This window comes from Micrococcus antarcticus, from assembly GCF_044872765.1.
GTDB lineage: Bacteria > Actinomycetota > Actinomycetes > Actinomycetales > Micrococcaceae > Micrococcus.
This window is the reverse complement of record NZ_CP085253.1, coordinates 1,903,741-1,929,259: the sequence shown is the minus strand read 5'-3', so window position 1 is coordinate 1,929,259 and position 25,519 is coordinate 1,903,741. Positions and strand designations below refer to the sequence as shown.

Below are 25,519 nucleotides of genomic sequence, written 5' to 3'. Positions count from 1 at the left end.
CCCCCGCCTGCCGCCGCCCAGACCGCGCCGTGGACGGGACGCATCGGTACGGTGGAGGGGACCGCTTGCACGCACGCGAACCGCCACGCGAAAGGGCCCCATGCCGCAGGGAATCTTCGTCTCCACCACCTCGACGGGCGCGGGCAAGTCGCTCGTCAGCCTCGGCCTCGCCGACTCCCTCTACAAGCGCTCCGGCGCCGTGGGCTACTACCGGCCCATCGTCCCGGGGAACGACGTCGAGACCGACCCGATGGTGCTGCTGATGCGGGAGCAGTTCGGCCTGGGCCCCGAGCAGGCCCGCGGCGGCCTCACGGCGGCCGAGGCGCGCACGCTCATGGCCGAGGGCCGCGGCGACGAGGTGCAGGAGCGCTGCGTCGAGCACTTCGACGCGATGTCGCAGGACGCCGTCGTGGTGGTGGAGGGGACCGACCTGATCAGCGCGGACCCGTCCGTGGACCTCGACCTGAACGCCCACCTGGCCCGCAACCTGGGCACCCCCGTGATCGCGGTGGCCTCGGGCGCGGGCCTGACCCCGGCCCAGGCCGCGGACGCCGTGGACCTGGCCCGCCGCTCCCTGGACGAGTCCGGCGTCGACCTGCTGGCCGTCATCGTCAACCGGGCCGGCGCGGGCCTCGCCGAGCAGATCCGTGCCGCGGTGCGCCCGGGCCGCCACGCGTGGCCGGTCTACGTGATCCCGGAGCTCCCCGAGCTCACGCACCCCTCCGTGGCGGAGGTGGCGGACCTGCTCGGGCTGGAGCAGGTGGCCGGCGCCCAGACCCTGGACCGCGACGTCGCCGAGGTCAAGGCCGTCTCCATGGAGGGCGGCAACTTCCTCGAGATCCTCGAGGAGGGGGCCCTCGTGATCGTCTCGGGGGACCGCTCCGACGCGATCCTGGCCACCGTGGCCTCCTCGCTCACCCCGGACTTCCCCACGCCGTCGGGCATGATCCTCACGAACGGGATCCTGCCGAACCGCCAGCTGCAGCGCCTCTACCTGGACGCCTCCTTCCCCGTGCTCGCCACCCACGACGACACGTTCACCACCGCGGCCAAGGTCTCCCGCGTGCGCGGCGAGCTCTCCAGCGCGCAGCCCCGCAAGACCGCCGCGGCGCTCGGCGCCTGGCACCAGAGGGTGGACGGCGACGAGCTGCTGCAGCGCTTCGACCTCCCCCGCTCCTCCACGGTGACGCCCCTGCGCTTCCTGCACGAGCTGATCTCGCGCGCCCGCGCCGACCGGCAGCGGATCGTCCTCCCCGAGGGCGAGGACGCCCGCGTGCTGCGGGCCGCCGAGATCCTGCACCGCCGCGACGTGTGCGACCTCGTGGTCCTCGGCCCCTCCGCCGCGGTGAGGGAGCTCGCCTCCCGCGAGGGCATCGACCTCACGGGCATCGAGCTCGTGGACCCCGCCGAGTCCCCCGACCTGGAGCGCTACGCCGAGGAGTACGCGCGGCTGCGCGCCCACAAGGGCGTGGACGTGGAGCGGGCCCGCGAGGTCATGCAGGAGGGCGCGTACTTCGGCACGATGATGGTCCACCTCGGCGACGTGGACGGCATGGTCTCCGGCGCCGCGCACACCACGGCCAACACCATCCGCCCCGCGCTCGAGTTCGTGAAGACCAAGCCGGGCGTGTCCATCGTGTCCTCCGTGTTCTTCATGCTCCTGCCGGACCGCGCGCTCGTGTACGGCGACTGCGCCGTGAACCCCGAGCCGAACGCCGAGCAGCTCGCGGATATCGCCGTGGCCTCGGCGGCGACGGCGGCCCAGTTCGGCGTGGACCCGCGCGTCGCGATGCTCTCCTACTCCACGGGCGCCTCCGGCTCCGGCGAGGCCGTGGACAAGGTGCGGACGGCCACCGGGCTGGTCCGCGAGCGCGCACCCGAGCTGAAGGTGGAGGGCCCGCTGCAGTACGACGCCGCCGTGAACGCCGCCGTGGCCGCGTCCAAGATGCCGGGATCCGAGGTGGCCGGCCAGGCCACGGTGTTCGTGTTCCCGGACCTGAACACCGGCAACAACACGTACAAGGCGGTGCAGCAGTCCTCGGGCGCGGTCGCCGTCGGGCCGGTGCTGCAGGGCCTGAACAAGCCCGTGAACGACCTCTCCCGCGGCACCACGGTGGAGGACATCGTCAACACGGTGGCCATCACCGCCATCCAGGCGCAGGGCTGAAAGGAATCCCCATGACCGACGCGATGAGCTCCGCTCCCGTCACCACCGCGATCCCCACCGTCTCCGCCCGCGAGCTGCCCGAGGAGACCCTCCTGGTGCTCGTGGTGAACTCGGGCTCCTCGTCCCTGAAGTACCAGGTGCGCGAGCTCACCCTCGACGGCGAGGACGCCCCCGATCCCGTGGTGACGAAGGGCCTCGTCGAGCGCATCGGCGTGCCGGGCTCGGGCGTCGCGGACCACGCGGCCGCCCTCGCCCACGTGGAGGAGGAGATCGCCGCGGTGATCGGGGACCGCCGCCTGGCCGCGGCCGGGCACCGCGTGGTGCACGGCGGGGAGCGCTTCCACGCGCCGGCCCTCGTGACCAACGAGGTCATCCGCGCGATCGAGCGCCTGGCTCCCCTGGCTCCGCTGCACAACCCGGCCGCGGCGCAGGGGCTGCGCGCTGTCGCCCAGCGCTGGCCGGACCTGCCGCAGGTGGTGGTGTTCGACACCTCGTTCCACCAGTCGATGCCGCGGGAGGCCTGGCAGTACGCCCTCCCGGACGAGCTCTACACGGAGCACGGCATCCGCCGGTACGGCTTCCACGGCACCTCGCACGACCTGGTCACGGGGCTCGCGGCGCGGCACCTGGGCATGGAGCGCCGGGCGTTCGACGGCGTCATCCTGCACCTGGGCAACGGCGCGTCGGCGACGGCGATCCGGCACGGCCGCTCGATCGACACGTCCATGGGCTACACGCCGCTGGCCGGGCTCGTGATGGGCACCCGCTCGGGCGACGTCGACCCCTCGATCATCACCCATCTGATCACCACCCACGGCTACACGGCCGAGCAGGTGGACACCCTCCTCAACAAGGAGTCCGGCCTGCTGGGGCTCTCCGGCAACGCGGACATGCGCCAGGTGCTCGAGGCCGCGGAGGCGGGCCACCGCGCGTCCCGGCAGGCTCTGAAGATCGCGTCCTACCGCCTGGCCAAGTACATCGGCGCCTACCACGTGGCCGTGGGCGGGGCGAAGGCGATCGTGTTCACCGCCGGCATCGGGGAGAACTCGGCGCCGTTCCGCGCCCGCGTGCTGGACCGCCTCGAGCCGCTGGGCGTGACGTACGACCCCGCGCGGAACATGGAGCGCGGCGACGACCCCCGGGTGATCTCCGCCGACGCCTCCGCGATCCCCGTGCTCGTGGTCCCCACGGACGAGGAGATGGCGATCTCCCAGCTGGCCCACACCGTGGTGGAGCGCGAGCAGGCCTGGCCGCTGCAGGACTGACCCGGAGCGCGGCAGGTCAGGCGACGTCGCCGATCTGCAGCTCGTTGCCGGGGATCGAGGCCAGCAGCCTCCGTGTGTACGGATGGCGCGCGTTGGTGAAGACCTCCTCGGAGGAGGCGGCCTCGACCAGCTCGCCGTCCTTCATCACGCACACGTAGTCCGAGATGAGCCGCACCACCGCGAGGTCGTGGGAGATGAAGAGGTAGCTCAGCCCCAGCTCCGCCTGCAGGTCCTTGAGCAGGTCCAGGATCTGCGCCTGCACGAGGACGTCGAGGGCGGAGACCGGCTCGTCGCACACGATCAGGTCCGGGTTCAGCGCGAGCGCACGGGCGATCGCCACCCGCTGACGCTGACCGCCCGAGAGCTCCGCGGGGTAGCGTCGGTGGAAGTGCGCCGGCAGGGCCACCTGCTCCATGAGCTCCAGGGTGCGCGCCCGCCGCTGCTTCGCCCCGCCGCGGCGGTAGGCCTGCAGCGGCTCCTCGATGATCCGCCCCACCGTGAAGGAGGGGTTGAGGGAGGAGAAGGGGTCCTGGAAGACGGCCTGCACCCGCTGACGGAAGTCCTTCAGGTCGGCGCCCTTGAGGGTCAGGACGTCCTTGCCCTCGAAGGTGATGGATCCCGACGTCGGCTCGATGAGCTTGAGCAGCATGCGTGCCGTGGTCGTCTTGCCGGAGCCGGACTCGCCCACGATGGAGACCGTCTTGCCCCGCGGGATCTTGAGCGAGACCTCCTTGGCGGCGTAGAAGTCGTCCTGGCCACGGCTCGCGTACACCTTGGTCAGGTCGGTGATCTCGACCAGCGGGGTGAGGGCGGACTTGTCCAGGGCCACGGTGGTCAGGGCACCGGTGGCGTCCTCGGCCAGGGGCGCCGGCGCGGCCGCGTAGGACTCGGGGAGGAGGCGTGCGGCGGCCACCGACGGCGCCGCCTGCACGAGCGAGCGCGTGTAGGCGTGCTGGGGGTCCTCGAGGATCCGCTGGGCGTCCCCGTGCTCCACCACCGTGCCGCGGTGCATGACCACGAGGTGCTGGGCGCGCTCGGCGGCGAGCCCCAGGTCGTGCGTGATGAGCAGGACGGAGCTTCTCACCTCCCGGGTCATCTCGTCGATCTGGTCCAGGATCACCTGCTGCACGGTCACATCCAGGGCCGAGGTGGGCTCGTCCGCGATCAGCAGCTGCGGCCGGCAGGCCAGGCCGATCGCGATCAGCACGCGCTGGCGCAGCCCGCCCGAGAGCTCGTGGGGGTACTGCCTCGCCCGCTTGCGCGGGTCCGGGATCCCCGCCCGCTCCATCACCGCGAGGACCTTCTCCTTCACGTCCTTGCGCGTGGCCAGCCCGTGGGTCAGGAGGGTCTCCCCGATCTGCTGCCCCACGCGCGTCACCGGGTTCAGGTTGGACATCGGGTCCTGCGGCACCAGGCCGATGCTGCGGCCCCGGATGCGGCGCATCTTCGCGTCCGGCATGCCCACCAGCTCCTGGCCCGCGAAGCGGATGGAGCCGCCGGTCACGCGTCCGTTCTGCGGCAGCAGGCCGATGGCCGCCATCGCGGTGGTGGACTTGCCCGAGCCGGACTCGCCCACGATGGCCAGCGTGCCGCCGGCGGGCAGGGTGAACGAGGCGCCCTCCACGGCCTTCACCGTGCCCTGCTGCGTGGAGAACTCCACGTCCAGGCCGCGGATCTCGAGCAGCGGCCCGCCGACGGCGGGCGCGGGCGAAGGTGCCGCGGGCGCGGCAGAGGGTGCCGAGGCCGCGGGGACGGGGCCCTCCGCTCCGGCCACGTGGGAGCCGGAGCCGCGGGCGACGTCGTCGTGCTGGGGGTCCATGGTCAGCGCCTCCGGGAGGTGGGGTCGAGGGCCTCGCGCAGGGACTCTCCCAGCAGGGTGAACCCGAGCGCGGTGACGGCGATGCACAGGCCCGGCAGGAAGGCGAGCCACGGGTTGATGCCCAGCTCGGCCTGGGCGTAGGTGAGCATGCGGCCCCACTCGGCGGTCTCGGGCCGGCCGCCGCCGAGGCCCAGGAAGGAGAGGGCGGCGGCGTCGATCACGGCGGTGGCCAGGGTGAGGGTGGCCTGCACGATCACGGGGCCCAGCGAGTTGGGCAGGATGTGGGACATGGTGATGGTGCGCCGCGAGAGCCCGAGGGTCTGCGCGGCCAGCACGTAGTCCGAGCCCTTCTGCGAGAGCATCGAGGAGCGCAGCAGGCGGGCGAACACGGGGACCTGGGCCACGCCGATCGCGATCATCACGGCGGAGGGCGTCTGTCCCAGGATGGCCGCGATGGACACCGCCAGCAGCAGGTGCGGCACGGAGAGCAGGATGTCCACGAGGCGCATCACCACGCTGTCCACCCAGCCGCCGAACCCTCCCGCGAGCAGGCCGAGGATCATGCCGCCCGCGAGGCCGAGCGCGGTGGAGACCACGCCGATCAGCAGGGACGCCTGGGCGCCCCACAGCAGCTTGGAGAGCACGTCGCCGCCGAAGCGGTCCAGGCCGAGCGGGTAGCCGGCCACCTCGCCGGGCCCGGGCACGCTCGTCGGGCGGATCTCCCGCATGCCCGGCGTCTCCGTGCCCCCGTACGGGGCCAGGAGCGGGGCGAGGACCGCCACGAGCAGGAAGAGCGCCACGATCACGGCGCCCGCGATGGCCGCGGGGTTGCGGCGCAGCCGCTGGAAGGCGGCCCCCCACACGGAGGTGCCGCGCGCCTCCGCGCCCGGCTCGGTGGTGGCCTGTGTCGGGCCGGGGGCGACGCCGACGGCCTCGACCCCGGGGGTGTCGACGGCCAGCGGGGTGACCGCTCCGTCCGTGGCCGGGTACAGCTCGTCCTCGGCGCCGCGCGCCGCGGGGCCGCCGGAGGCGGGGGGCAGGTTCGCCGTCACTGGACACGCACCCTCGGGTCGATGAGGCCGTAGGAGACGTCCACGACCAGGTTGATGAGCGAATACAACAGTGCGATGAGGATGATGAAGCCCTGCAGCACCGGGAAGTCGAGGTTGAAGATCGCGTCGCGCAGGAACCGGCCGATGCCGTTGAAGGCGAACACCGTCTCGGTGAGCACCGCCCCCGAGATCAGCAGGCCCAGCTGCAGGCCCAGCGTGGTGAGCACGGGGAGCATCGCGTTGCGGAGGATGAAGCGGTTCCGGATGAGCCCCGGGGCCAGACCCTTGGCGCGCGCGGTGCGCACGTAGTCGGCGTTCTGCACGTCCAGGACGGCCGCCCGCGTGATGCGGGCGATGATGGCCAGCGGGATGGTGCCCAGGGCGATGCCGGGCAGCACGAGGTGCGTCAGCGCATTCAGGGCGGCGTCCCACTCCCCCGTGCTGATGCCGTCCCACACGTAGAGGTTCGTGTAGTGCGTCGCGTCGATCCGCGGGTCCTGGCGGCCGTCCGTGGGGAGCCAGCCGAGCCGCACGGCGAAGACCCACTTCAGCAGGAAGGCCAGGAAGAACACCGGCACCACCACGCCCAGCAGGGAGAGCACGACGGCGAGGTTGTCCTGCCACCGGCCCACGTTGCGGGCCGCCCAGTAGCCCAGCGGGATGCCGAGCACGACCGCGAAGAGGATGGCGAACACGGACAGCTCGATCGTGGCGGGGAAGCGCTCGGCGAACTCCTCCAGGACGGGCCGGTTGGTCATGAGCGAGTTGCCGAAGTCACCCCGGACCAGCCGCCCCATGTAGGTGAGGTACTGCTCCAGGATCGGCTTGTCGAAGCCGTACGCGGCGTTCACGCGGGCCACCGCCTCGGGGGTGGCACGGTCGCCGAGCAGGGCCGTGGCCGGCCCGCCGGGGAGGCTGCGCACCCACGCGAAGAGCAGGATCGAGAGGCCGAGCAGGGTGGGGATCAGCAGCAGCAGGCGCTTGCCGATGAGTCTGAGCACGGGGAGTCCTTCATCCCAGGCCCGTGGGCCCGTCAGGTCAGGGGACGGCGGCGGCGCAGCGGGTGCGCCGCCGCCGTCGGGTCAGCGAGGGGGCCGGTCAGCCGCGGGGGCGCCGGTTCACTCCGTGAGGTCGACCTGGTTGAAGACCTCGTCGTTGACCGGGCTGGCCGGGTAGGAGGCCACGCGCTTGTCGAAGGCGAGCGACGGCGCCGGGTGCGCCAGCGGGACGGCCGGGACGAACTCGGAGATCTGCTGGTTGATCGCCTCGTACTCGGGCGTCTGCTCCTCGATCGTGGGGATCTGGCGCGCCTTCTCGAGGGCGGTGAAGAGCTCCTCGTTCTCGAAGCCGAACTCGGGCTTCTCCTGGCCGAAGAACACGCCCACGAAGTTGTCGGTGTCGTTGTAGTCGCCGGTCCAGCCGAGCAGGTGGATGCCGTGGTCGGCGGTGCCCTGCACCTGGTTCAGGTAGTCCGGGCTCCACTTGGCGGGCTTGGCGTTGACCTTGATGCCCACCTCCGCGAGCTGGTTGGAGATGTTGGAGAAGGCCTGCTCCGGGGTCGGCATGTAGGGGCGGGAGACGCCCGTCGGGTAGTTGAAGTCGATCGTGAAGCCGTCGGGGTAGCCCGCCTCGGTCAGCAGCTGCTTCGCCTTCTCCGGGTCGTAGTCGTAGGTGGTGACGTCGTCGCTGTAGCCGTTGACCGAGTCCGGGATGAACTGGGTCGCGGCCTTGGTGCCCTCCGGCAGGGTCTGCTGGATGAGCGCGTCCTTGTCGATCGCGTGGGCGATCGCCTGGCGGACCTTCACGTCCTTGAGCTCCTCCTGCTCCTGGTTCATGCCCAGGTAGAGGATGGTGAACGGATCGCGCTGGATCACGTTGAACCCGGCGTCGGCGAGGGCCTTGGTGTCCGCGGGGGCCACGAGGTCGTAGCCGTCCACGTCCCCGGCCTCAAGGGCCTGGCGGCGGGCCACCGGGTCGTCGATCACGCGGAAGGTCACGTCCGTGACCTCGCCCTTGTCCCCCCAGTAGTCCTCGAAGGCGGAGAGCTTGATGTCCGAGCCGACGCTCCACGAGTCGAACTTGTACGGGCCCGTGCCCGTGGGGTGCTCGCGGGCGTACTCGGACATCTCCGGGGATTCGGCGGTGCCGCCGATCTCGTCCGCCTTGTACTCCTCCATGGCCGTGGGGGACTGCATGCCGAAGGCGGGAAGCGAGAGGGAGGGGATGAACCCGGCGAAGGGCTGGGCCAGGGTGACGGTGGCCTTGAGGTCCTCGGTGGCGTCGCACGACTTGTACACGGCCTTCTCCGGGGAGTCCGCGAAGCCGCGGAACAGCTTGCCGTAGTAGTAGGAGACGGTCTCGGCCTGCTGAATGCCCTCGAAGTTGTACCAGCGGTCGAAGTTGGCGCACACGGCCTCGGCGTTGAACTCCGTGCCGTCGTGGAACTTCACCCCGTCCTTGAGCTGGAACGTGTGGGTCAGCCCGTCCTCACTCGACTCCCACGACTCGGCCAGGAGGGGGGCCGGGTCCGCCGTGCCGGGCTTGGTGCCCACGAGGCCCTCGAAGATCTGCCGGGACACCCGGAAGGACTCGCCGTCCGAGGCGAAGGCCGGGTCGAGGGTCTTCGGGTCCGAGGAGGCGGCGAAGATGAACGAGCCGTCCACCTGCTGCGCGTCGGAGCCGGCCGCGGAGCTGTCCGCGCCGGTGTCCGAGCGCTGGCTCTGGGCGCATCCGCTGATCAGGAGGGCGCCTGCTGCGGTGAGGGCGGCCGCGGACAGGAAGCGTCGCTGAAGGGGGGAAGCCATGGGGTCCTCCTGGGGAGAGATCGAGGAAGGTCTCACGTGCGAGTGAGGCACCTCACAGGGGAGGCGTTGATCGGGAGTGTAACCCTGATCACAGACGGATGCGGCATCGACACGGCGTCCCGTCATCTCCGGGACGCCGGCGGCCTCAGACCCCCGCGCGGTCCCGCCGACTCCGCCGCTCGACGACGGCGTCGGCCGCCCAGCGCAGCACGTCCTCCGGCCGGTTGGTGGTCAGCTCCTGCACACCCTGGGCCAGGAGGAATTCGACGTCCGCGCGCGCGTCCACGGTCCACACGCGCAGCCGGCGCCCGGCCGCGAGCCACGCCTTCACGTCAGCGAGGTGGGTGCGCACGTACTCCACGGACGGGCCGGCAAGGCTCGCCCGGCCGCGCCACACCATGGCCTCGGAGTTCGCGAGGGTCTGGCGCACCGTGGCGCGCACGGCGGCCCGGGAGAGCGGACCGCGGGCGATGCGGGAGGGGATCTCGGCCGGCATCACGTCCACGAGCGGGCACAGCGCGTCCGGGCCCGTCAGCGGCGCCACGTACTGCAGCGCTCCGGGGTGGAAGCTCATGAGGGAGACGCTCACCTGCCCGAGCAGGCCCGTCTCCGGGTCCCAGCCAGAGGTGAGCAGCTCGCGCAGCACGCGCTCCTCGAGCTCGTGGCCGTACGGCGAGGGGTGCTTGAGCTCCACCGCGAGGCGCAGCGGACGGTCCGCCGCCGTCGCGATCTCGAAGAGCTCCCGCAGGGTGAGCACCTGGTCCTCCGGCGCGCCGTACACCGGGGGGATCTGGCCCGCCTGCGCTCCCGGCCGCGCCCCGTCGCCCGCGCGAGGCCCGCGCGTCGCGTGCCACGAGGTGACGTCGAGGCCGCGCAGCCGCTCCAGGGTGTGGTCCGCGAGCGCGCCGGAGCCGTTCGAGGTGCGGTCCACGGTGGGGTCGTGCCAGCAGACGACCTCGCGGTCCTTCGTGAGCTGCACGTCGCACTCCAGGCCGTCCGCGCCCACGGCGAGGGCGTGCAGCATGGCGGCGCGGGTGTGTTCGGGGAAGGCGGCGGACGCACCGCGGTGGGCGATCACGAGGGGGAGCACGCCCAGAGCGTAGGAGCGGCGGGTGCCCGGAGCCCCGACGCCAGGCGGCGGGCTGGTTAACTGGAGGGGACCATTCGGTTCACCCCGGCGTCCTCTCCGCCCGGTCCTCCGTTCCGCCCGCTCCAGGAGCCGCACGTGTCCCTCTCCGCCGCCTCGGACCAGCAGGTCCTCAGCGCCGCCTCCCTCGAGCGCGCCGCCGGGCTGCGCCGCATGAAGTCGGTGGCCACCGGCCTGCTCGTGGCGCTGGCCGTCGTGTTCGTCATCGCGTTCCCACTCCAGGAGGTCCATCCCGCGTGGGGCTTCGTGCGCGCCGCGGCGGAGGGCGGCATGGTGGGCGCGCTCGCCGACTGGTTTGCCGTCACCGCGCTGTTCCGCCACCCCGCCGGCATCCCCGTGCCCCACACCGCCCTGATCCCTCGGAAGAAGGACCAGCTCGGGGCGGCGCTGCGCGAGTTCGTGCAGGAGAACTTCCTGGACTCGGACGTCGCGCGGGAGAAGGTGGCCGGGCTGCAGGTCGCGCACGCGGCCGGCGGCTGGCTGCGCCAGGACGCGAACGCCCGGCGCGTGGCCGGGGAGGTCGCGACGGCGGCACGGCACACCATGGCCGCCACCGACGATGAGGCCGTGCAGCGCCTGCTGCAGCAGCTGATGCAGAAGCACATGGTGGAGCCGGACTGGTCCCCCACGCTCGCCGGCGTGCTGGACTCCGTGCTGGCCGGCCGGCACCACGACAAGGTGGTCGAGCTCGTGGTGAACCACACGGGCGACTGGGTGGCCGCCCACCCGGAGATGTTCATCGAGACGGTGCGCCGCCGCTCCCCCGAGTGGAGCCCGGACATGGTGGACCGCCTCCTGGCGGAGCGCCTCCACGCCGAGACCCTGAAGTACCTCGCCGGCATCCGCTCCGACCCGGACCACGAGGCCCGCCGCTCGGTGGATGACTGGCTGGACCGCCTCGTCCGTGACATGCGCGAGGACCCAGACACGCGCGCCTCCGTGGAGCGCTTCAAGGCGAGCCTCTTCGCGGACGAGCGCCTGCGCGGCTGGGCCTCCCGCGCCTGGACCACCCTGCGCGACTCCCTGCTGGACGCCCTCGCCGACCCCGCCTCCGACCTGCACCGCGCCCTCGTGGCCGCCCTGCAGGACCTCGGCGGGCGCCTCCAGGACGACGCCGAGGTGCGCGAGCGCGTGGACGGCTACGCGCAGCGCGCCGCCGCCTACGCACTCAGCTCCTACGGCCCGCAGCTGACCGGCGTGATCGAGGAGACCGTGGAGCGGTGGGACGGCGAGCAGACCTCCCGCACCCTCGAGCTCCTCGTGGGCCGGGACCTGCAGTTCATCCGCATCAACGGCTCCGTGGTCGGTGCGCTCGCCGGCCTGGCCATCCACACGCTGGCCACACTGCTGTTCTGATCTCCCCCGCCCACGACGACGGCGACGCACCCCGCGTGGGGGAGCGTCGCCGCCGCGGGCCGGCAGGAGAGGACGTCAGGACCTCGTCGAGTCCTTGTCCTTGCCGCCCGGAAGGGCGCGCAGCAGGCCGCCGAGGAAGCCGCCGTCGTCGTCCTTCTCCGCCTGCACGGACTCGCCGCGCAGCTCGCCGGGAATCACGGCGGGCAGCGGGCCGAAGAGCTGACGCGCGTTCTCTACCACGGCCTTGCCCATGGCGCGGTTGCCCACGCCGCCGATCACGGCTCCGATGCCGAACGGCACGGCACGGCCGATCATGCCCGCGCCCTGACGCACGAGGAGGCGCTTGAAGAAGCGCCGCTTGAGCTGGTCCATCATCATCGCGCCCACCCCGGCGCCACCGGCCGCGCTCGAGGTTCCCATCAGGGCGTTCAGGCCCGCCATGGAGTCCTGCTTCGCCCCGGCCTTGCCGGCGGCCTCGCGCAGCAGCTCCTTGGCGTCGTCGCCGAGCATGAGCGTCATCACGACGGCCCGGGAGCGCTGGGGGTCCGCGGTGCTGATGCCGTGCAGCTCGGCGAGGGACTGCCCGTAGAGCGCGGTGGCCTCGAGGAAGCCCACGACGGCGGCGGCCGACAGGCCCAGCGCGGCCACGGTGCCGACGCCCGGGATGATCGCGGTGCCGCCGACGGCGGCGCCAGCGCCGGTCACGGCGTTGAGGTACTGCTCGCTCAGGCGCTCCGCGAGCTGGTCCGGGGTGTCGCCGGGGTGCTTCTCCCGGAGACGCTGGATGTTCTTCAGCACCAGCGGACGCTGGATGCCCAGCGTCTTGAAGACCACCTTCTCGAACGCCTCAGTGGGGTTGCCGTCCTCGTCGAGCGCGGACTTGAGGGCCAGGTTCGTCGCCTTGTCCGACGCGAAGCGGCCGATCGTCGAGTTCTTTGCCATGCGGACCACCGTAGTGGCTGCGCACGGTGTGCGTCAGGATCCCGGCGGCGCGGCGGCGAGGGTGTAATCGAGGAAGATCCGCACGTCCCGCACCTCGTCCGGGTGGGTGGCGTGCAGCATGCCGGGGTAGGAGCGCACAGTGAGCAGGGTGTGCGCCTCGGCCCACCCGCGGGTGTGCGCAACGGCGTCCGGGTTGATCACGGGGTCCTCGACGTCCCGGCCCCAGAAGAAGGGGCGGGGGCCGGGGCCTTCGACGGGCGAGTCGAGCATCGCCAGCAGCTCGTTGTCCACGGCGAAGCCACTGAGGCCCACCCCGCACGTGAAGGCCTCGGGGCGCAGCCGGATGACCGTCGTCGCCATGGCCATGCCCTGGGAGAAGCCGAGCACGGAGACGGAGCGGAAGCCCGCGTCGGCCACCTCGGGCGAGCCGAGGACGTCGAAGACGCGGTGGGCGGCGGCGAGCACCTGGGCGAAGTCGGACTGCAGCAGCAGGTCCAGCAGGAACCAGCCGTGCGCGCCCGGGTCTCCCTCGCCCTCCGTGGCGGACGCGTCGATCTCGAAGCCGCCGCGCACGGCCAGGCCGGTGCAGCGCTCCGGGAGCATGGGGAAGAAGGTGCGGGCGGCCCGGCGCTCGTTGGAGCCGTAGCCGTGCAGCACGAGGACGAGGTCCGTGCCGGAGCGCTCGCCCGCCGGACGGGACCACGCCACGGCATTTCCTGAGCTGAGCGTCTCGATGTCTGGCGTGGAGGCGGAGGCCATGGTTCCATCCTAGGTGGGAAGCCCGTCTCCCCGCCGCCGGCGCCCCCGTTCGAGCGCTACGCCGCCGCGCTCGCCGCCCTGCCGGCGGACGAGCGCTCCCGACCCCTGGGCCTCCTGGACCTCGACGCCTTCCGGGCCAACGCCGCCGCTCTGCACGCCCGCGCAGGCGCCGTGCCCGTCCGCGTGGCCTCCAAGTCCGTGCGCATCCGCCGCGCGATCACCGAGGCGCTCGACCAGCCCGGCTTCGCGGGGATCATGGCGTACTCACTCACGGAGGCCCTGTGGTGGGTCGAGTCCGGGCGGACGGACGTCCTGGTCGCCTACCCCACCACGGACGAGGCGGCGCTCACCGCGTGGCAGCCGCTGCGCCGCCTGCGCGTGGGGGCCCTGCGCTCGGCCGTGCGCACCCCGGAGCAGGCGCGCGCGCTCGCCGAGCGGATCACGCGCACCCCGGGGCTGCGCCTCTCCGGCCTCTTGGCGTACGAGGGACAGGTGGCCGGCGTGCCCGAGGGGAGCGGCCCGCGCGCCGCCGCGATCCGCCTGGTCAAGTCCCGCTCCATCCGGGACCTCTCGTCCCGCCGACCGGCCATCGTGGCGGCCGTGCGCGCGGCGGCCCGTGCCGCGGGCGCGGACCTGGACTTCGTCAACGGCGGCGGCACCGGCTCCGTGGAGTCCACGGTGGCCGAGGGTGCGGTCAGGGAGATCGGGGCGGGCTCCGGGCTCATGGGGCCGGCCAGCTTCGACGGGTTCCGCGGCCTCGGGCTGCGGCCGGCGAGCTTCTTCACGCGCCCCGTGGTGCGACGCCCCGCGGCCGATGTGGTCACGGTGGCCGGCGGCGGCTGGATCGCCTCGGGCGTGCCCGGCGCGGACCGCTCCCCCACGGTCGCGTGGCCGGCCGGGCTCTCCTACTCCAGCCAGGAGGGCGCCGGCGAGGTGCAGACGCCCCTGCGCGGACGCGCCGCCGCGGGCCTGCGCCTCGGCGACCCCGTGTTCTTCCGCCATGCCAAGGCCGGGGAGCCCGCCGAGCACCTGCACGCCGTCGCGGTGTACTCGCGGGGCGAGGACGCCATCGTGGACCTCTGGCTCACGTACCGGGGCGAGGGCAGGATGTTCTCATGACGCGCCCCCTCGCCCTCCGCCGCCCCCGCTCGGGGCGCCCGGGCCTCCCCGCCCGCCGCACGTGGTCCGGCGGCCACGCCTGGAGCCCCGCGCGCGAGGCGCGCCCGGAGTCCGTGCCGGAGCTGGCCGACGTCGTGGGCGCCGCCGCGCAGGCGGGCCTGCGAGTCAAGCCGATCGGGGCGGGGCACTCCTTCTCCCCCATCGCCGCCACCGACGGCGTCCAGCTGGACCTCTCCGCGCTGTCCGGGCTGAGCGCCGTGGATCGGGAGGGCGGACGGGTGCGCGTGCTCGCCGGCACGCCGCTGCACCAGCTCGGCCCCCTGCTGGGTGCGCACGGGCTGGCCCTGGCCAACATGGGCGACATCGACCGGCAGAGCGTGGGCGGGGCCTTGAGCACCGCGACCCACGGGACAGGGCTGGGCTTCACGGGCTACGGGGGCATGGTCACGGGACTGCGCCTCGTGACGGCCGACGGCGCCGTCCGCTGGGCCGACGCCGACCACGAGCCCGACCTGTTCCAGGCCGCCCGGGTGGGCCTCGGCGCCCTGGGCATCATCACGGAGGTGGAGCTGCGGACGGTCCCGGCGTTCCTCCTGCACGCCCGGGAGCGCAGCGAGCCGCTGGACGCCGTCGTCGAGTCCTTCGTGGAGCGCTCCCGCGCCGCGGACCACCTGGAGTTCTCCTGGTTCCCCGGCACGGACCTCGCGCTCACCAAGGAGAACACCCGGCTGCCGCTCACGGCAGGGATCGACCCTGTGGACCCCGTGCGCACCGCGGTGATGGACGAGTTCCTCTCCAACGGGGTCTTCGGGGGGATGTGCCGCCTCGGGGCGCGCGCTCCCCGTCTCGTGCCCCTGCTGAACCAGGTGTCCGCGCGCGGCGTGGATCAGCGCACCTACACGGACGTCTCCTACCGGGTGTTCGTGGCCGAGCGCGCCGTGCGGTTCCGCGAGATGGAGTACGCGGTGCCGCTCGAGCGGTTCGAGGAGGCCTTCGCGGGCCTGCGGCGCATCGCGGCCGAGCGGGCCGCGGCCGGGGACGCCGTCTCCTTCCCCGTGGAGGTCCGCACCGTGGCCGCCGACGACGTCTGGCTCTCCACCGCGCACGGGCGCGAGTCTGCGTACCTCGCGGTGCACCGCTACCACCGGGAGGACCCCACCGCGTACTTCGCGGCGGCGGAGGAGCTCCTCGTCTCCCTGGGCGGGCGCCCCCACTGGGGCAAAGAGCACGACCGGGACGCGGAGTGGGCCGCCCGCGCTTACCCGCGGTTCGCGGACTTCACCGCCCAGCGCGACGCCGTGGACCCGGGACGCGTGTTCGCCAACCCCTACCTGGAGCGCGTGCTGGGGGCGTGAGGAGGGCCCGGACCCTCCACGGACGCGCCGGGCCCCGTAGACTCGCCCCGCACGCCCACCCGCACGCGCGACGCACCAGCATGGAGGACGCCCCATGGCCATCATCATCTCCGGAGGTCGAGGACGCCGCAGCGGCTGTGGCTGCCTCGGCTGCCTCGGCCTGATCGGCCTCGCGCTCTTCCTCCTGTCCGTGCTCGGCGTGTTCGCCGGCGGCATCAGCACCGTCCCGCCGAACACCCCGCCGGACCCGTCGCCCCGCTCGCAGAGCGGTCCGCCGAACCCGTTCACCGCCACGCCGACGCCGAGCGCCACGCCCACCGCCCAGCCGGGCTCCGGGTCCGCGGCACCGACATCGGGTGCCGGGTCCGCGGCACCGACGTCGGGCTCCCCGGCGTCGGGCTCCCCGGCCTCCTCCTCGGCCTCCGCCACCTCCGGCCCGGCCACGTTCGACCCGTTCCCCACCGAGACGGCGGGCTCCCCCACCCCGTCGGGCACACGGTCCTGGAGCCTGTCCACGCCGTGATCCGCGGGGGCCCGCACCCCTAGACTGACGGCATGAAGCGCCTGCCCCCCACGCTCGTCGCTCGTGTCCGCACCGCCTCCAACCGCGTCCGCAGCCGCGCCACCGGCGCGGACATCCACCCCACGGCCTGGGTGAAGGCCGGCGCATGGATCGAGAAGGGCGCGGTCATCGGCGCCTACACGTTCGTCAACCGCCGCGTGGAGATCGACAACGGGACGACCGTCGGCGAGCACGTGGCCATCGCGCCGGGCGTGCGGATCGTCACGGCCTCGCACGAGCTCGGGCCGGCCCGCCAGCGGGCGGGGAAGTTCAGCATGACGCCCGTGACCATCGGCGACGGCTGCTGGCTCGGCGCGGGCTGCACGATCCTGCCCGGCGTGGACGTGGCCCCCGGCTGTGTGGTGGCCGCGGGCGCCGTGGTCACCAAGAGCACCGAGCCGAATGGCGTGTACGCGGGCATCCCCGCCCAGCGCATCCGCGACCTGGGCTGACGGGCTCCGCTGCCCTGAGGGGTCACGGCACGCCGCGTCCCGTGACGGCGAGACGGCGTGCCGTGACCACCCCGGGCGAAGCGAGGCGGGACTGCGCGTCCGGTGGGCCCCGCGGGGATCGAACCCGCGACCGGCGGATTAAAAGTCCGATGCTCTGCCAGCTGAGCTAGAGGCCCTCACCCGCTCGTCCCCTGGGCGGCACACGGCCGTCGTCGGCGACCCTCGCGGGTGCCCTGCCATGGTAGCCGAGGCCTCGCGGGTCTACCGTGTCGTGCGTCCCGCCGCCGTCTGCCCCGGAAGGAGCAGCACACCCATGCCCCATCACCGCTCCCCTGCCGGACGCGGCGCCAGCTCGAGCGCCTCCGGCCTCACGCGGCACCATCGCCCCCGCGTGTCCCGGCCCGACGAGCTCGCGCACTTCGCCGGGGGCGAGGACCCGCAGGAGGTGGCCGCCGCGGCCTCGCGCCTGGCCCACGCCCTCGTGACGGGCGGGCGGGCGGAGGAGGACCCCGCCGTCGTCGGCCGCCTCGTGGGGCTCGTGGGCGAGCTGGGCGTGGAGACCCTCGCCGAGCTCTGGTCGGACGCGCCCGCCGTCTCCCTGGCCGGGGCCCTGTGGCGCCTCTACGCGCTCCAGGAGGCCACGGCCCGCGACGGCGAGCGCTGGGCGGCCTGGTACCGCGCCGGGCACGGGGCCCACGCCGCGCGCGCCGTGGCCGGCGCCGTGGAGCCGCCCGGGCCGGAGGAGCTGCGGCGCCTCACCGACACCATCCTCACGGGGGCCTACCGCTCCGATCTGGATGTGGCGTTCGAGCGGGCGGCCGCCTACGCGCGGGTGGCGGCTCTGGGGCAGGTCAACCACGCGGAGGCCGCCGAGGCGGCGGACCCCGCGCACGCGGCGCGGCTCACGGCGCGTGCCGCCCGCCTGGTGTCCACCGCCGATGCCCTGGAGGCGGCCGCTCGAGGCTGGCGCGACGGCTCGTTAGACTAGGAGGCGACGGCGTCGGGCCGCTGGTAACCCCGGGCTCCAACACATAGCCGCCACGAGCGGCCTTCCGCCGAGAGGCGTTCCCGGTCCGGCGTCGTCGTGACACCTCCCCCGACCTCCGATCCCGGCGGCCGCGCCGCCCGCCACACCGCCGGACCGCCGCTCCCGCGCGCAGAAAGCACGGTGCCCGATGTCCCCCCGCCTGCCCTGGCTCACGACCCGGGACACCCCCGCCCTGCGCCACATGGCGGACCTCACCCTCGCGCTCGGCAAGGCCGTGCAGACCGTGGCCCAGGTGCCGGGGGCGAAGGGCGAGGAGCTGGACCGCATGGAGCGGGGCCTCATGGAACTCGACGCGTCCTCCTCCGCCTCGCTCATGGCCTTCCTCACCGCCCTGCGCAGCGCGTACGTGACGCCGCTCCCCCGCCAGGACCTGTACCTGCTCGCCGGCGGCGTGCACACGGCGATCCAGCGCGTGGTGGGCGCCGGCCTGCTCATCCAGCGCGCCGGCCTCGACGAGCTGCCGCCCCACGCCCTGGACGTCCTGGAGACCGTGGGGCGCCACTCGGACCTGCTGCGGCGCGCCACGGGCGAGCTGCGCGACCTGGATGCCCTCGAGGACACGTGGATGCAGCTGCTGCGCGCCTCCCGTCGCACCGACCGGATCATGGTCAGCTGGCTCGCCGACCTCGGCCGCGACCTCCTGCAGCGCGACTTCCACCGCCAGCGCGAGGTGGCCTGGGCGCTGCAGTCCGCCCTGGAGACCCTTGCCCGCGTCAACACCGACCTCGGCGTGGTGCTCGTCCGTGAGTCCTGAGGCGGGAGCGGCCCGATGACGGCGGGTCTCGGCATCGTCTTCGCCCTCCTCTGCCTCCTCGGCGTGGTCATGGGCTTCCGCGACGCACCCAACTCCGTGGCCCTGCCCGTGCGATTCCGCGCCCTGACGCCGCGCCTGGCCCTCGTCATGGCCGCCCTGCTGAACGGGATCGGCGTGGTGCTGGGCATGGGCCTGATCACCCTCAGCGTCTCCTTCTTCACCCCCCACGTGATGTCCGGGGTGGTGGGGCACATCACCGTGGCCACGGCTGTCCTCGTGGCGGTCGCGTGGGGACTGCTGCTGTGGTGGCGGCGCATTCCCGGCTCCACCGCCCATGCCCTGCTCGCCGCGCTGGCCGGGGCCCACCTCGCCGCCCACCTCGAGCTGGGGCACGAGCTCGAGCCGGTGGTCATGGACCGGGTGGGATGGGAGGTCGCCGTGGGTCTGCTCCTCTCACCCCTCCTGGCGTGGGGGCTCGCCCGCGTCCTCACCCCGCCGCTCGTGCGGCTCGGCACCACGGGCTCCACGGTGAACGTGCAGCACCGCGCCCGGATCGCCCTCGCCGTCTCCGGGGGCGCGACGGCGGTGGGCCACGGCGTGCAGGGCGGGCAGCGCCTGGGGCTGCTCTGGGCCATCTGCCTCATGGGCGCAGGCGTGCCGCCGGGCGCCCCCGCGGCGTCCTGGGTGTTCGGGCTGAGCGCCGCGGTCTTCGCCCTCGCGATGGCCGTGGGGACGCTGGGCGGGGCATGGCGGATCGCCTGGACCCTCACGGAGCGCCTCGTGGCCCTGGACCCGCTGCGCGCGGCCGTGGCGGCCGCCGTGCCCGCGGGCCTGCTCTTCGTGGGCTCCCTCGTCCTCCACCTGCCGCTGTCCTCCACCCACACCCTCACCGCCGGCATCGTCGGCGCCGGGCAGACGCAGACCTACGCGTCCGTGCGCTGGCCCCAGGTGCTGCGCGTGGTCGCGTGGTGGCTGCTCACGCCGCTGGCATGCCTCGGCGCCGCTCTGCTTCTCGGCCTGGCACTCCTCCTGCTGGTCTGAGACCGCACACGGAGACGACGAGACCCCGCCCGGGTGGCCCGGGCGGGGTCTCGACGCAGCGGGAGCGACTCAGCCGAAGCGGCCGGAGACGTAGTCCTCGGTCTGCTGGTTCGAGGGGCTGTTGAAGATGACGTTCGTGTCGTCGTACTCGATCAGCTTGCCGGGCTTGCCGATGCCCTGGATGTTGAAGAACGCGGTCTTGTCCGCCACGCGAGCGGCCTGCTGCATGTTGTGCGTGACGATGATGACCGTGTACTGCTCCTTCATCTCGTTGATGAGGTCCTCCACCGCGAGGGTGGAGATCGGGTCGAGCGCGGAGCAGGGCTCGTCCATGAGGATCACGTCCGGGGACACGGCCACGGAGCGGGCGATGCACAGGCGCTGCTGCTGGCCGCCGGAGAGGCCCGAGCCCGGCTTGTCCAGGCGGTCCTTCACCTCGTTCCAGAGGTTGGCGCCGCGCAGGGACTTCTCCACGATGGCGTCCGAGTCGGCGCGGTTGAGCTTGGTGCCGTTGAGCTTGTAGCCGGCCAGCACGTTGTCGCGGATGGACATCGTGGGGAACGGGTTCGGGCGCTGGAACACCATTCCGATCTGCGAGCGGATGGACACGGGGTCCACGCCGGAGCCGTACACGTTCTCGCCGTCGAGGAGCAGCTCGCCCTCGACGTAGGCGCCGGGGAGCACCTCGTGCATGCGGTTGATGGCGCGCAGGAACGTGGTCTTGCCGCAGCCGGAGGGACCGATGAACGCCGTCACCGTGCGGGGGGCGATGTCGATGTTGACCTCCTCCACCGCCTTGAACTTGCCGTAGTAGACGTCGACGTCTTTGGCCTGGATGCGCTTGGACATGAGAGCTGGTCTTCCTTTACGAGGATCGCTGGGGAGCGGAGGTCTGGGTGGGCCGTTCGGCCGCCCCGGCACGGATGTCCGGGGCGGCCGAGGTTCAGCGGCCCGTCTTGGGGGCGAACGCCTTGGCGATCATGCGCGCGATGAGGTTCAGCGCCATCACGATGATGATCAGGACCAGGGCCGCGGCCCAGGCACGGTCGGTGGACACGTCGTACGCGGTCGGCGACGTCGGCGAGACGAGCTGGCGGTAGATGTACACCGGCAGGGCCGTCATCCAGTTGTCCATCGGGTTCCAGTTCATGGTGGTCGCGAAGCCGGCCGTCACGAGGATCGGCGCGGTCTCACCCGTGACGCGGGCGATGGCCAGGGTGATGCCCGAGAGGATGCCCGAGATCGCGGTGGGGATGACCACCTTGGAGATGGTGCGCCACTTGCGCACGCCCAGGGCGTAGGAGCCCTCGCGCAGCTCGTTCGGGACGACGCGGAGCATCTCCTCGGTGGAACGGACCACCACGGGGATCATCAGCACAGTGAGGGCGACGGCGGCCGTGAGGCCCATCTTCACCGACTGCAGCGCCTTGGGGCCCTCGCCCATCACCAGCTCGAGGAGCAGGGACATGGCCGCGAAGGCGAAGAGGCCGGCCACGATCGAGGGGATGCCGGTCATCACGTCCACGAAGAAGATGATGGACCGCGAGAGCCAGCCGTCCCGCCCGTACTCCACGAGGTAGATGGAGGTCAGGAGGCCGATCGGCACCGCGATCAGGGTCGCGATGAGCGTGATCATCAGCGTTCCGACGAGGGCGTGGGCGAAGCCGCCGGGCAGGCCGCCGAGGGGCTGGCCGTCGTTGAGGTAGGCGGCGTCCGTGGTGCCCGTGACGCCGTCCATGTCGTTCCACAGCACCTGCGGGTTGCCGAACAGCGTCGGAGCGCCGTCCGAGATCACCGACCAGATGACGGAGACCAGCGGAACGAGGGCGATGAGGAACGCCGCCCACACGAGGTTGCGCCACAGGCCGTCCGTGGCCTTGCGGCCGTTCTCCAGCAGACGCGTCACGATGTACATGCCCACCACGTACGAGATGAGGGTCATCACGGCGAGGCGGGCGACCCGGAACTCCTCGCCCTTGATGAGGAGCTCGAGGCCCAGGGCCACGAGAAGGGCGGCTGCGGCCACCACTGCCCACACCCAGCGGGGCATCTGCCCGGCGGTGAGGGAGTTCTGCGTGTGCTTCGACGACGGGATGTTCTCCCGCGTCGGCGAGTCGTTGAGTGCGGTGCTCATCAGTTGGCTCCCGAGAATTCCTTGTGCTTGTTCACGATCCACCGGGCGACCATGTTGACCACCAGCGTGATGATGAACAGCATGAGGCCGGCGGCGATCAGTTCGTTCAGTCGGATGCCATAGGCCTCCGGGAAGTTCAGGGCGATCTCCGAGGGGATCGTCTTGTTGCGACCCTCCTCGATCAGGGACGAGCTGAACTTGCCGGGCGAGAGCACCATGGTCACGGCCATGGTCTCACCCAGCGCGCGGCCGAGGCCGAGCATGATGGAGGAGATGATGCCGGCGCGGGCGAACGGGAAGACGGTCATCTTGATCATCTCCCAGCGCGTGGCGCCGAGCCCGAGCGCCGCCTCCTCGTGGAGCTTCGGCGTCTGGGTGAAGATCTCGCGGCACAGGGCCGTGATGATGGGGAGCACCATGACGGCCAGGACCACGCCCGAGGTCATGATGACGCGGCCCGTGCCGGTCACCGGACCGCCGAAGAAGGGCAGCCAGCCCAGGTACTGGTTCAGCCACTCGTAGATCGGCACCATGAGCGGGGCGAGCGTGAGCCAGCCCCAGATGCCGTAGATCACGGAGGGGATGGCGGCCAGGAGGTCGATGACGTAGGCCACCGGCTGGGCGATCCTCGGCGGGGCGTAGTGGGAGATGAAGAGGGCGACGCCCACGGCGACCGGCGTGGCCAGGATCAGCGCGACGATCGCCGCCATGAGGGTGCCGGCCATGAGCGGCCCGACGTACCCGAAGAAGGAGTCGGCCGACTTGAGCTCTTCGCCGTAGGCCTCAGGGAAGAGCGCCGGGAGAGACTCCGTCACCAGGAAGATCGCCACGAAGGCCAGGATGAGCAGGATCAGGATGCCTGCGGCCAGGGAGAGGCCGGAGAAGACCTTGTCTCCGGCGGCGCCGCCCCGGGCGGACTTCTTGACGGAGGTGCTGGGCGCAGCCTCGGTTGCGGATGTTGACACGATGCCTTCCCTCAGGACTGGGGTGATGGTGGCCGGGTTCACCGCCCGGCCGGGATGCCGTCATGGGCACACACACCGGCCGCCGCCCCCGTGGGAGCCAGCGGCCGGTGTGCGGATGACTGCTCACGCGTCAGTGGACGGTGATCAGCCCGCCACAGTGATGGCGTCGATGCGCTCCTTGGCGGAGGTCGCCATCTCGGCGTCGATCGGGGCGGAGCCGGCGGCGTCCTGGGCGGCCTTCTGGCCGTCCTCGGAGATCACGTACGAAGCGAAGGACTTCACCTGGTCGACGGTGTCCTGATCGGGGTACTGGTTGCAGTAGATGTGGTAGGAGACCAGCACGATCGGGTAGGTGTTCTCGCCGGTCTTGGTCCGGTCCAGCTTGACGGAGCCGTCCTCGTTCTGCTCGGACTCGGCCACGATCTTGGCGGCGGCCTCCGGGGAGAGCTCGGAGAACGCGCCGTCCGCGCCGATCTTGGCGGTCTTCAGCGAGCCGACGCCGGAGGCATCGGTGTAGGTGATCGCGCCGTCGGTCTGAGCGGCCTGGGAGACGACGCCCTTGGTGCCCTGAGCGGACTCGGCGGTGATCTCGGAGGGCCACTTCTTGTCGGCCTCCCAGGTCCAGGACTCAGGAGCGGCCTCGGCGAGGTAGTCGGTGAAGTTCTCGGTGGTGCCGGACTCGTCCGAGCGGTGCACCACGGTGATCGCGGTGTCGGGCAGCTCGGCACCCTCGTTGAGGGCGGCGATGGCGGGGTCGTTCCAGGTGGTGATCTCCTTGGAGAAGATCTTGGCGACCGTGTCGGCGTCCAGGTTCAGCTCGTCGATGCCCTCGACGTTGTAGGCCACGGCGACCGGGGAGACGTAGGCCGGGACGTGGAAGGCGCCCTTGTCGCCGCAGACCTCCTTGGCCTGCTCCTTCTCGTCGTCCTTGAGGGCGGCGTCGGAGCCGGCGAAGCTGGAGGAGCCGGCCAGGAAGGCCTCGCGACCCGCGCCGGAGCCGTCCGGGGAGTACTGGACCTGGAGGTCCGGGGAGACGGTCTTGACGCCATCAGTCCAGGAGGTCATGGCGGCCTCCTGCGAGGAGGCGCCGGAGCCGATCAGGGTGCCGGAGGCGGTGGGGACGTCGATGGCGGCCGGGGCGGCAGCGGCCGAGGAGGACTCGGAGGCGGAGCCGGAGGCCGACGTCGAGGTGGAGGCCGACGCAGAGGTGGAGGCGGCAGCCGAGGTGGTCGCGGCGGCGGAGGTGGCGGAGGACGCGGCGCTGTCGCCGCCGTTGCCACAGGCGGTCAGGGCCAGGGCGGCCACGGAGAGGACGGCGGCGGGGCGGCCGATGCGGAGAGCCTTCATGGAAGTGCCTCTTTCATTCTGGATGACGATGCCGGCAGGAGCCGGAGTTCCGGGACCTGCACCGTCGCTGACGTTAGGGGCCCGAAGTGAATCCACAGCCCGCCGGAGGTGAACACGGGGTGAACGCATGCGTCCGAGCGCGCCCCGGGGCGTGTCGTCGGTCACTCCGCGACCCGCGCGGCCCCCCTGCGGGTCGCGCGGCATAGGGTGTGCGGCATGACGGAGCGCTTCGCCACCGCGACGGGGACCCTGCCCGCCGTGCCTCCGGCGACCCGGCGGGGACGGGTCGGGGTGTTCGTGCGCCGCCGCGCCCGGTCGGGCTGGGCCCGCGTGCGCTCCTCGGCCTCGCACGCCGCTCTCATCGCGCTGTGCGCCGTGGGCGCGTACGCGTTCGCCGAGACCGTGCTCGGCCATGACCAGCCCCTCTTCGCCTCCACCGCCCTGCTCATCGCGCTCGGCTTCAACCGCGAGCCGAAGGTGCGGAAGGTGGCCGAGGTGGCGGTCGGCTGCACGCTGGGCATCCTCATCGGGGACCTCCTCATGCTCGGGCTGGGCCGCGGGCTGTGGCAGGCCGCCGTCGTGGTGTTCGTCTCCGTGATGGTGGCCCGCTTCCTCGACTCCGGCTCCACCTTCACCATGCAGATGTCCCTGCAGTCCGTCCTGGTGGTGCTCCTGCCCATCGGCGAGGGCGGCCCCTTCGCCCGCAGCGGGGACGCACTCGTGGGCGGCGCGCTGGCGCTCGTGGTCACGTTCCTCTCCCCGCAGGACGCGCGCCGCGGCACCGTGCATCAGCTCCAGGGGCTCTTCGACGCCGTGGCCACGGTGCTGCGCGACCTCTCGAGGAGCCTGCGGGAGGAGGACTCCCGGGCGGCGTGGATGGCGCTCGTGGCATGCCGCGGCACGCACTCCACCCTGGAGGAGGTCCGCAAGGAGCTGAAGGTGGCCGAGGAGCAGGCCACCTTCAATCCCCTGCAGCGCTCCTCCCGCTCGTTCGTGGAGGACGTCTCCAACGCCGCGGACCGCTCCGACCTCGCGGTGCGCTCCCTGCGGATCGTCGCGCGGCGCGTGGTGACCGCGCTGGACTCGGGCTCGTTCGACGACGAGCACCGCGAGCGGCTGGCGGCGTGGTTCGACGAGGCGGCGGACGCCGTCGACGTGCTGCACCGCTCCCTCGTGGAGCCGCAGGAAGAGGGCCGCCATCGCTCTCTCTCGGGCGCCCGGGACGCGCTCGGTGCCGCGGCCGCCCGCCTCGACCCGGCGCAGCTCGGCGGGGGCTCGATCCACGGCGAGGCCCTCGTGATGCTGCTGCGCCCGATGATGGTGGACCTCATCGAGGCCACGGGGGCGTCGCACCAGGCGGCCGTGGGGTACCTGCCCCGGGTCTGAGCGCCGGCGGGGCCAAGCGCGTCCGGGGGCCGTCCTAGAGTGATC

General features: G+C 72.6%; 22 protein-coding genes and 1 tRNA gene. 11 read left to right on the top strand and 12 right to left on the bottom strand.

Features of this window, described 5'->3' with window-relative positions; genetic code table 11:
• Positions 1 to 100: 100 nt before the first annotated feature.
• Together pta and LG274_RS09045 are read left to right on the top strand one after the other, a co-directional pair.
• The gene (gene pta, locus LG274_RS09050) at positions 101 to 2,167 is read left to right on the top strand and encodes a phosphate acetyltransferase (protein ID WP_298986648.1); all 2,067 of its coding nucleotides are present in this window, start codon (positions 101 to 103) and stop codon (positions 2,165 to 2,167) included.
• Between the two features lie 11 nt (positions 2,168 to 2,178).
• Positions 2,179 to 3,432: an acetate/propionate family kinase gene (locus LG274_RS09045; protein ID WP_404464041.1), complete on the top strand. Its 1,254-nt coding sequence runs from the start codon at positions 2,179 to 2,181 to the stop codon at positions 3,430 to 3,432.
• Positions 3,433 to 3,448: 16 nt separating this feature from the next.
• Here the strand turns inward: LG274_RS09045 and LG274_RS09040 are convergent, their stop codons facing one another.
• The 5 genes from LG274_RS09040 to LG274_RS09020 form a co-directional block, all read right to left on the bottom strand.
• Positions 3,449 to 5,251 (bottom strand): dipeptide ABC transporter ATP-binding protein, encoded by a 1,803-nt coding sequence (locus LG274_RS09040; RefSeq protein ID WP_404464039.1) that lies wholly within the window; start codon positions 5,249 to 5,251, stop codon positions 3,449 to 3,451.
• 2 nt (positions 5,252 to 5,253) lie between these two features.
• Complete coding sequence (locus LG274_RS09035) at positions 5,254 to 6,303, bottom strand: ABC transporter permease (protein ID WP_404464037.1); 1,050 nt, start codon at positions 6,301 to 6,303, stop codon at positions 5,254 to 5,256.
• Positions 6,300 to 7,304, bottom strand: coding sequence for an ABC transporter permease (locus LG274_RS09030; protein ID WP_248117872.1), 1,005 nt, complete (start codon positions 7,302 to 7,304; stop codon positions 6,300 to 6,302). The genes LG274_RS09035 and LG274_RS09030 overlap by 4 nt, the downstream gene beginning before the upstream one ends.
• 117 nt (positions 7,305 to 7,421) lie before the next feature.
• Positions 7,422 to 9,107 carry an ABC transporter substrate-binding protein gene (locus LG274_RS09025; protein ID WP_298710610.1) on the bottom strand — a complete coding sequence of 562 codons (1,686 nt, stop codon included), beginning with the start codon at positions 9,105 to 9,107 and terminating at the stop codon, positions 7,422 to 7,424.
• Positions 9,108 to 9,252: 145 nt separating this feature from the next.
• Positions 9,253 to 10,197: a glycerophosphodiester phosphodiesterase family protein gene (locus tag LG274_RS09020; RefSeq protein WP_298710613.1), complete on the bottom strand. Its 945-nt coding sequence runs from the start codon at positions 10,195 to 10,197 to the stop codon at positions 9,253 to 9,255.
• Between the two features lie 135 nt (positions 10,198 to 10,332).
• On the opposite strand from LG274_RS09020, the gene LG274_RS09015 reads away from it, so the two are divergent.
• Positions 10,333 to 11,610 (top strand): DUF445 domain-containing protein, encoded by a 1,278-nt coding sequence (locus LG274_RS09015; protein ID WP_248117866.1) that lies wholly within the window; start codon positions 10,333 to 10,335, stop codon positions 11,608 to 11,610.
• Positions 11,611 to 11,685: 75 nt separating this feature from the next.
• Here LG274_RS09015 and LG274_RS09010 read toward each other — a convergent pair whose 3' ends face one another.
• A complete protein-coding gene (locus LG274_RS09010; RefSeq protein WP_404464033.1) occupies positions 11,686 to 12,552 on the bottom strand; it encodes a hypothetical protein in 867 nt (288 codons plus the stop codon).
• A 33-nt stretch (positions 12,553 to 12,585) separates the two neighbouring features.
• On the bottom strand, positions 12,586 to 13,311 hold the full coding sequence (locus LG274_RS09005) for an alpha/beta hydrolase (protein WP_248117862.1): 726 nt from the start codon (positions 13,309 to 13,311) through the stop codon (positions 12,586 to 12,588).
• Positions 13,312 to 13,482: 171 nt separating this feature from the next.
• Between LG274_RS09005 and LG274_RS09000 the strand changes: the two genes are divergently transcribed.
• The 4 genes from LG274_RS09000 to LG274_RS08985 all read left to right on the top strand — a co-directional run bounded on the left by LG274_RS09000 (position 13,483) and on the right by LG274_RS08985 (position 16,799).
• Entirely contained in the window at positions 13,483 to 14,430 is a 948-nt protein-coding gene (locus LG274_RS09000; RefSeq protein ID WP_404464030.1) for an amino acid deaminase/aldolase, read from the top strand.
• Entirely contained in the window at positions 14,427 to 15,785 is a 1,359-nt protein-coding gene (locus LG274_RS08995) for a D-arabinono-1,4-lactone oxidase (RefSeq protein ID WP_404464027.1), read from the top strand. The genes LG274_RS09000 and LG274_RS08995 overlap by 4 nt, the downstream gene beginning before the upstream one ends.
• A gap of 94 nt (positions 15,786 to 15,879) precedes the next feature.
• Positions 15,880 to 16,308, top strand: a complete 429-nt coding sequence (locus tag LG274_RS08990; protein WP_248117856.1) for a hypothetical protein — start codon at positions 15,880 to 15,882, stop codon at positions 16,306 to 16,308.
• Positions 16,309 to 16,340: 32 nt separating this feature from the next.
• Positions 16,341 to 16,799, top strand: a complete 459-nt coding sequence (locus LG274_RS08985) for a DapH/DapD/GlmU-related protein (RefSeq protein WP_248117854.1) — start codon at positions 16,341 to 16,343, stop codon at positions 16,797 to 16,799.
• A gap of 103 nt (positions 16,800 to 16,902) precedes the next feature.
• Here the strand turns inward: LG274_RS08985 and LG274_RS08980 are convergent.
• Positions 16,903 to 16,975: transfer RNA gene (locus tag LG274_RS08980), tRNA-Lys, on the bottom strand.
• Between the two features lie 137 nt (positions 16,976 to 17,112).
• On the opposite strand from LG274_RS08980, the gene LG274_RS08975 reads away from it, so the two are divergent.
• The 3 genes from LG274_RS08975 (at position 17,113) to LG274_RS08965 (ending at position 19,642) form a co-directional block, all read left to right on the top strand.
• Positions 17,113 to 17,787 carry a hypothetical protein gene (locus LG274_RS08975; RefSeq protein ID WP_298710627.1) on the top strand — a complete coding sequence of 225 codons (675 nt, stop codon included), beginning with the start codon at positions 17,113 to 17,115 and terminating at the stop codon, positions 17,785 to 17,787.
• Positions 17,788 to 17,974: 187 nt separating this feature from the next.
• The gene (locus LG274_RS08970; protein ID WP_404464024.1) at positions 17,975 to 18,601 is read left to right on the top strand and encodes a hypothetical protein; all 627 of its coding nucleotides are present in this window, start codon (positions 17,975 to 17,977) and stop codon (positions 18,599 to 18,601) included.
• A 15-nt stretch (positions 18,602 to 18,616) separates the two neighbouring features.
• A complete protein-coding gene (locus LG274_RS08965; protein WP_404464022.1) occupies positions 18,617 to 19,642 on the top strand; it encodes an anion permease in 1,026 nt (341 codons plus the stop codon).
• A gap of 69 nt (positions 19,643 to 19,711) precedes the next feature.
• Here the strand turns inward: LG274_RS08965 and pstB are convergent, their stop codons facing one another.
• From pstB to pstS, 4 genes are all read right to left on the bottom strand, one after another.
• Positions 19,712 to 20,491 carry a phosphate ABC transporter ATP-binding protein PstB gene (pstB, locus tag LG274_RS08960; RefSeq protein WP_319075749.1) on the bottom strand — a complete coding sequence of 260 codons (780 nt, stop codon included), beginning with the start codon at positions 20,489 to 20,491 and terminating at the stop codon, positions 19,712 to 19,714.
• A 94-nt stretch (positions 20,492 to 20,585) separates the two neighbouring features.
• Positions 20,586 to 21,776, bottom strand: a complete 1,191-nt coding sequence (gene pstA / locus LG274_RS08955; protein WP_298710636.1) for a phosphate ABC transporter permease PstA — start codon at positions 21,774 to 21,776, stop codon at positions 20,586 to 20,588.
• The gene (pstC, locus tag LG274_RS08950) at positions 21,776 to 22,741 is read right to left on the bottom strand and encodes a phosphate ABC transporter permease subunit PstC (RefSeq protein WP_298710639.1); all 966 of its coding nucleotides are present in this window, start codon (positions 22,739 to 22,741) and stop codon (positions 21,776 to 21,778) included. The genes pstA and pstC overlap by 1 nt, the downstream gene beginning before the upstream one ends.
• A 144-nt stretch (positions 22,742 to 22,885) precedes the next feature.
• On the bottom strand, positions 22,886 to 24,088 hold the full coding sequence (pstS, locus tag LG274_RS08945) for a phosphate ABC transporter substrate-binding protein PstS (protein WP_404464019.1): 1,203 nt from the start codon (positions 24,086 to 24,088) through the stop codon (positions 22,886 to 22,888).
• Between the two features lie 216 nt (positions 24,089 to 24,304).
• On the opposite strand from pstS, the gene LG274_RS08940 reads away from it, so the two are divergent.
• Positions 24,305 to 25,474, top strand: coding sequence for an aromatic acid exporter family protein (locus tag LG274_RS08940; protein WP_248117838.1), 1,170 nt, complete (start codon positions 24,305 to 24,307; stop codon positions 25,472 to 25,474).
• The last annotated feature ends 45 nt before the right edge of the window (positions 25,475 to 25,519 follow it).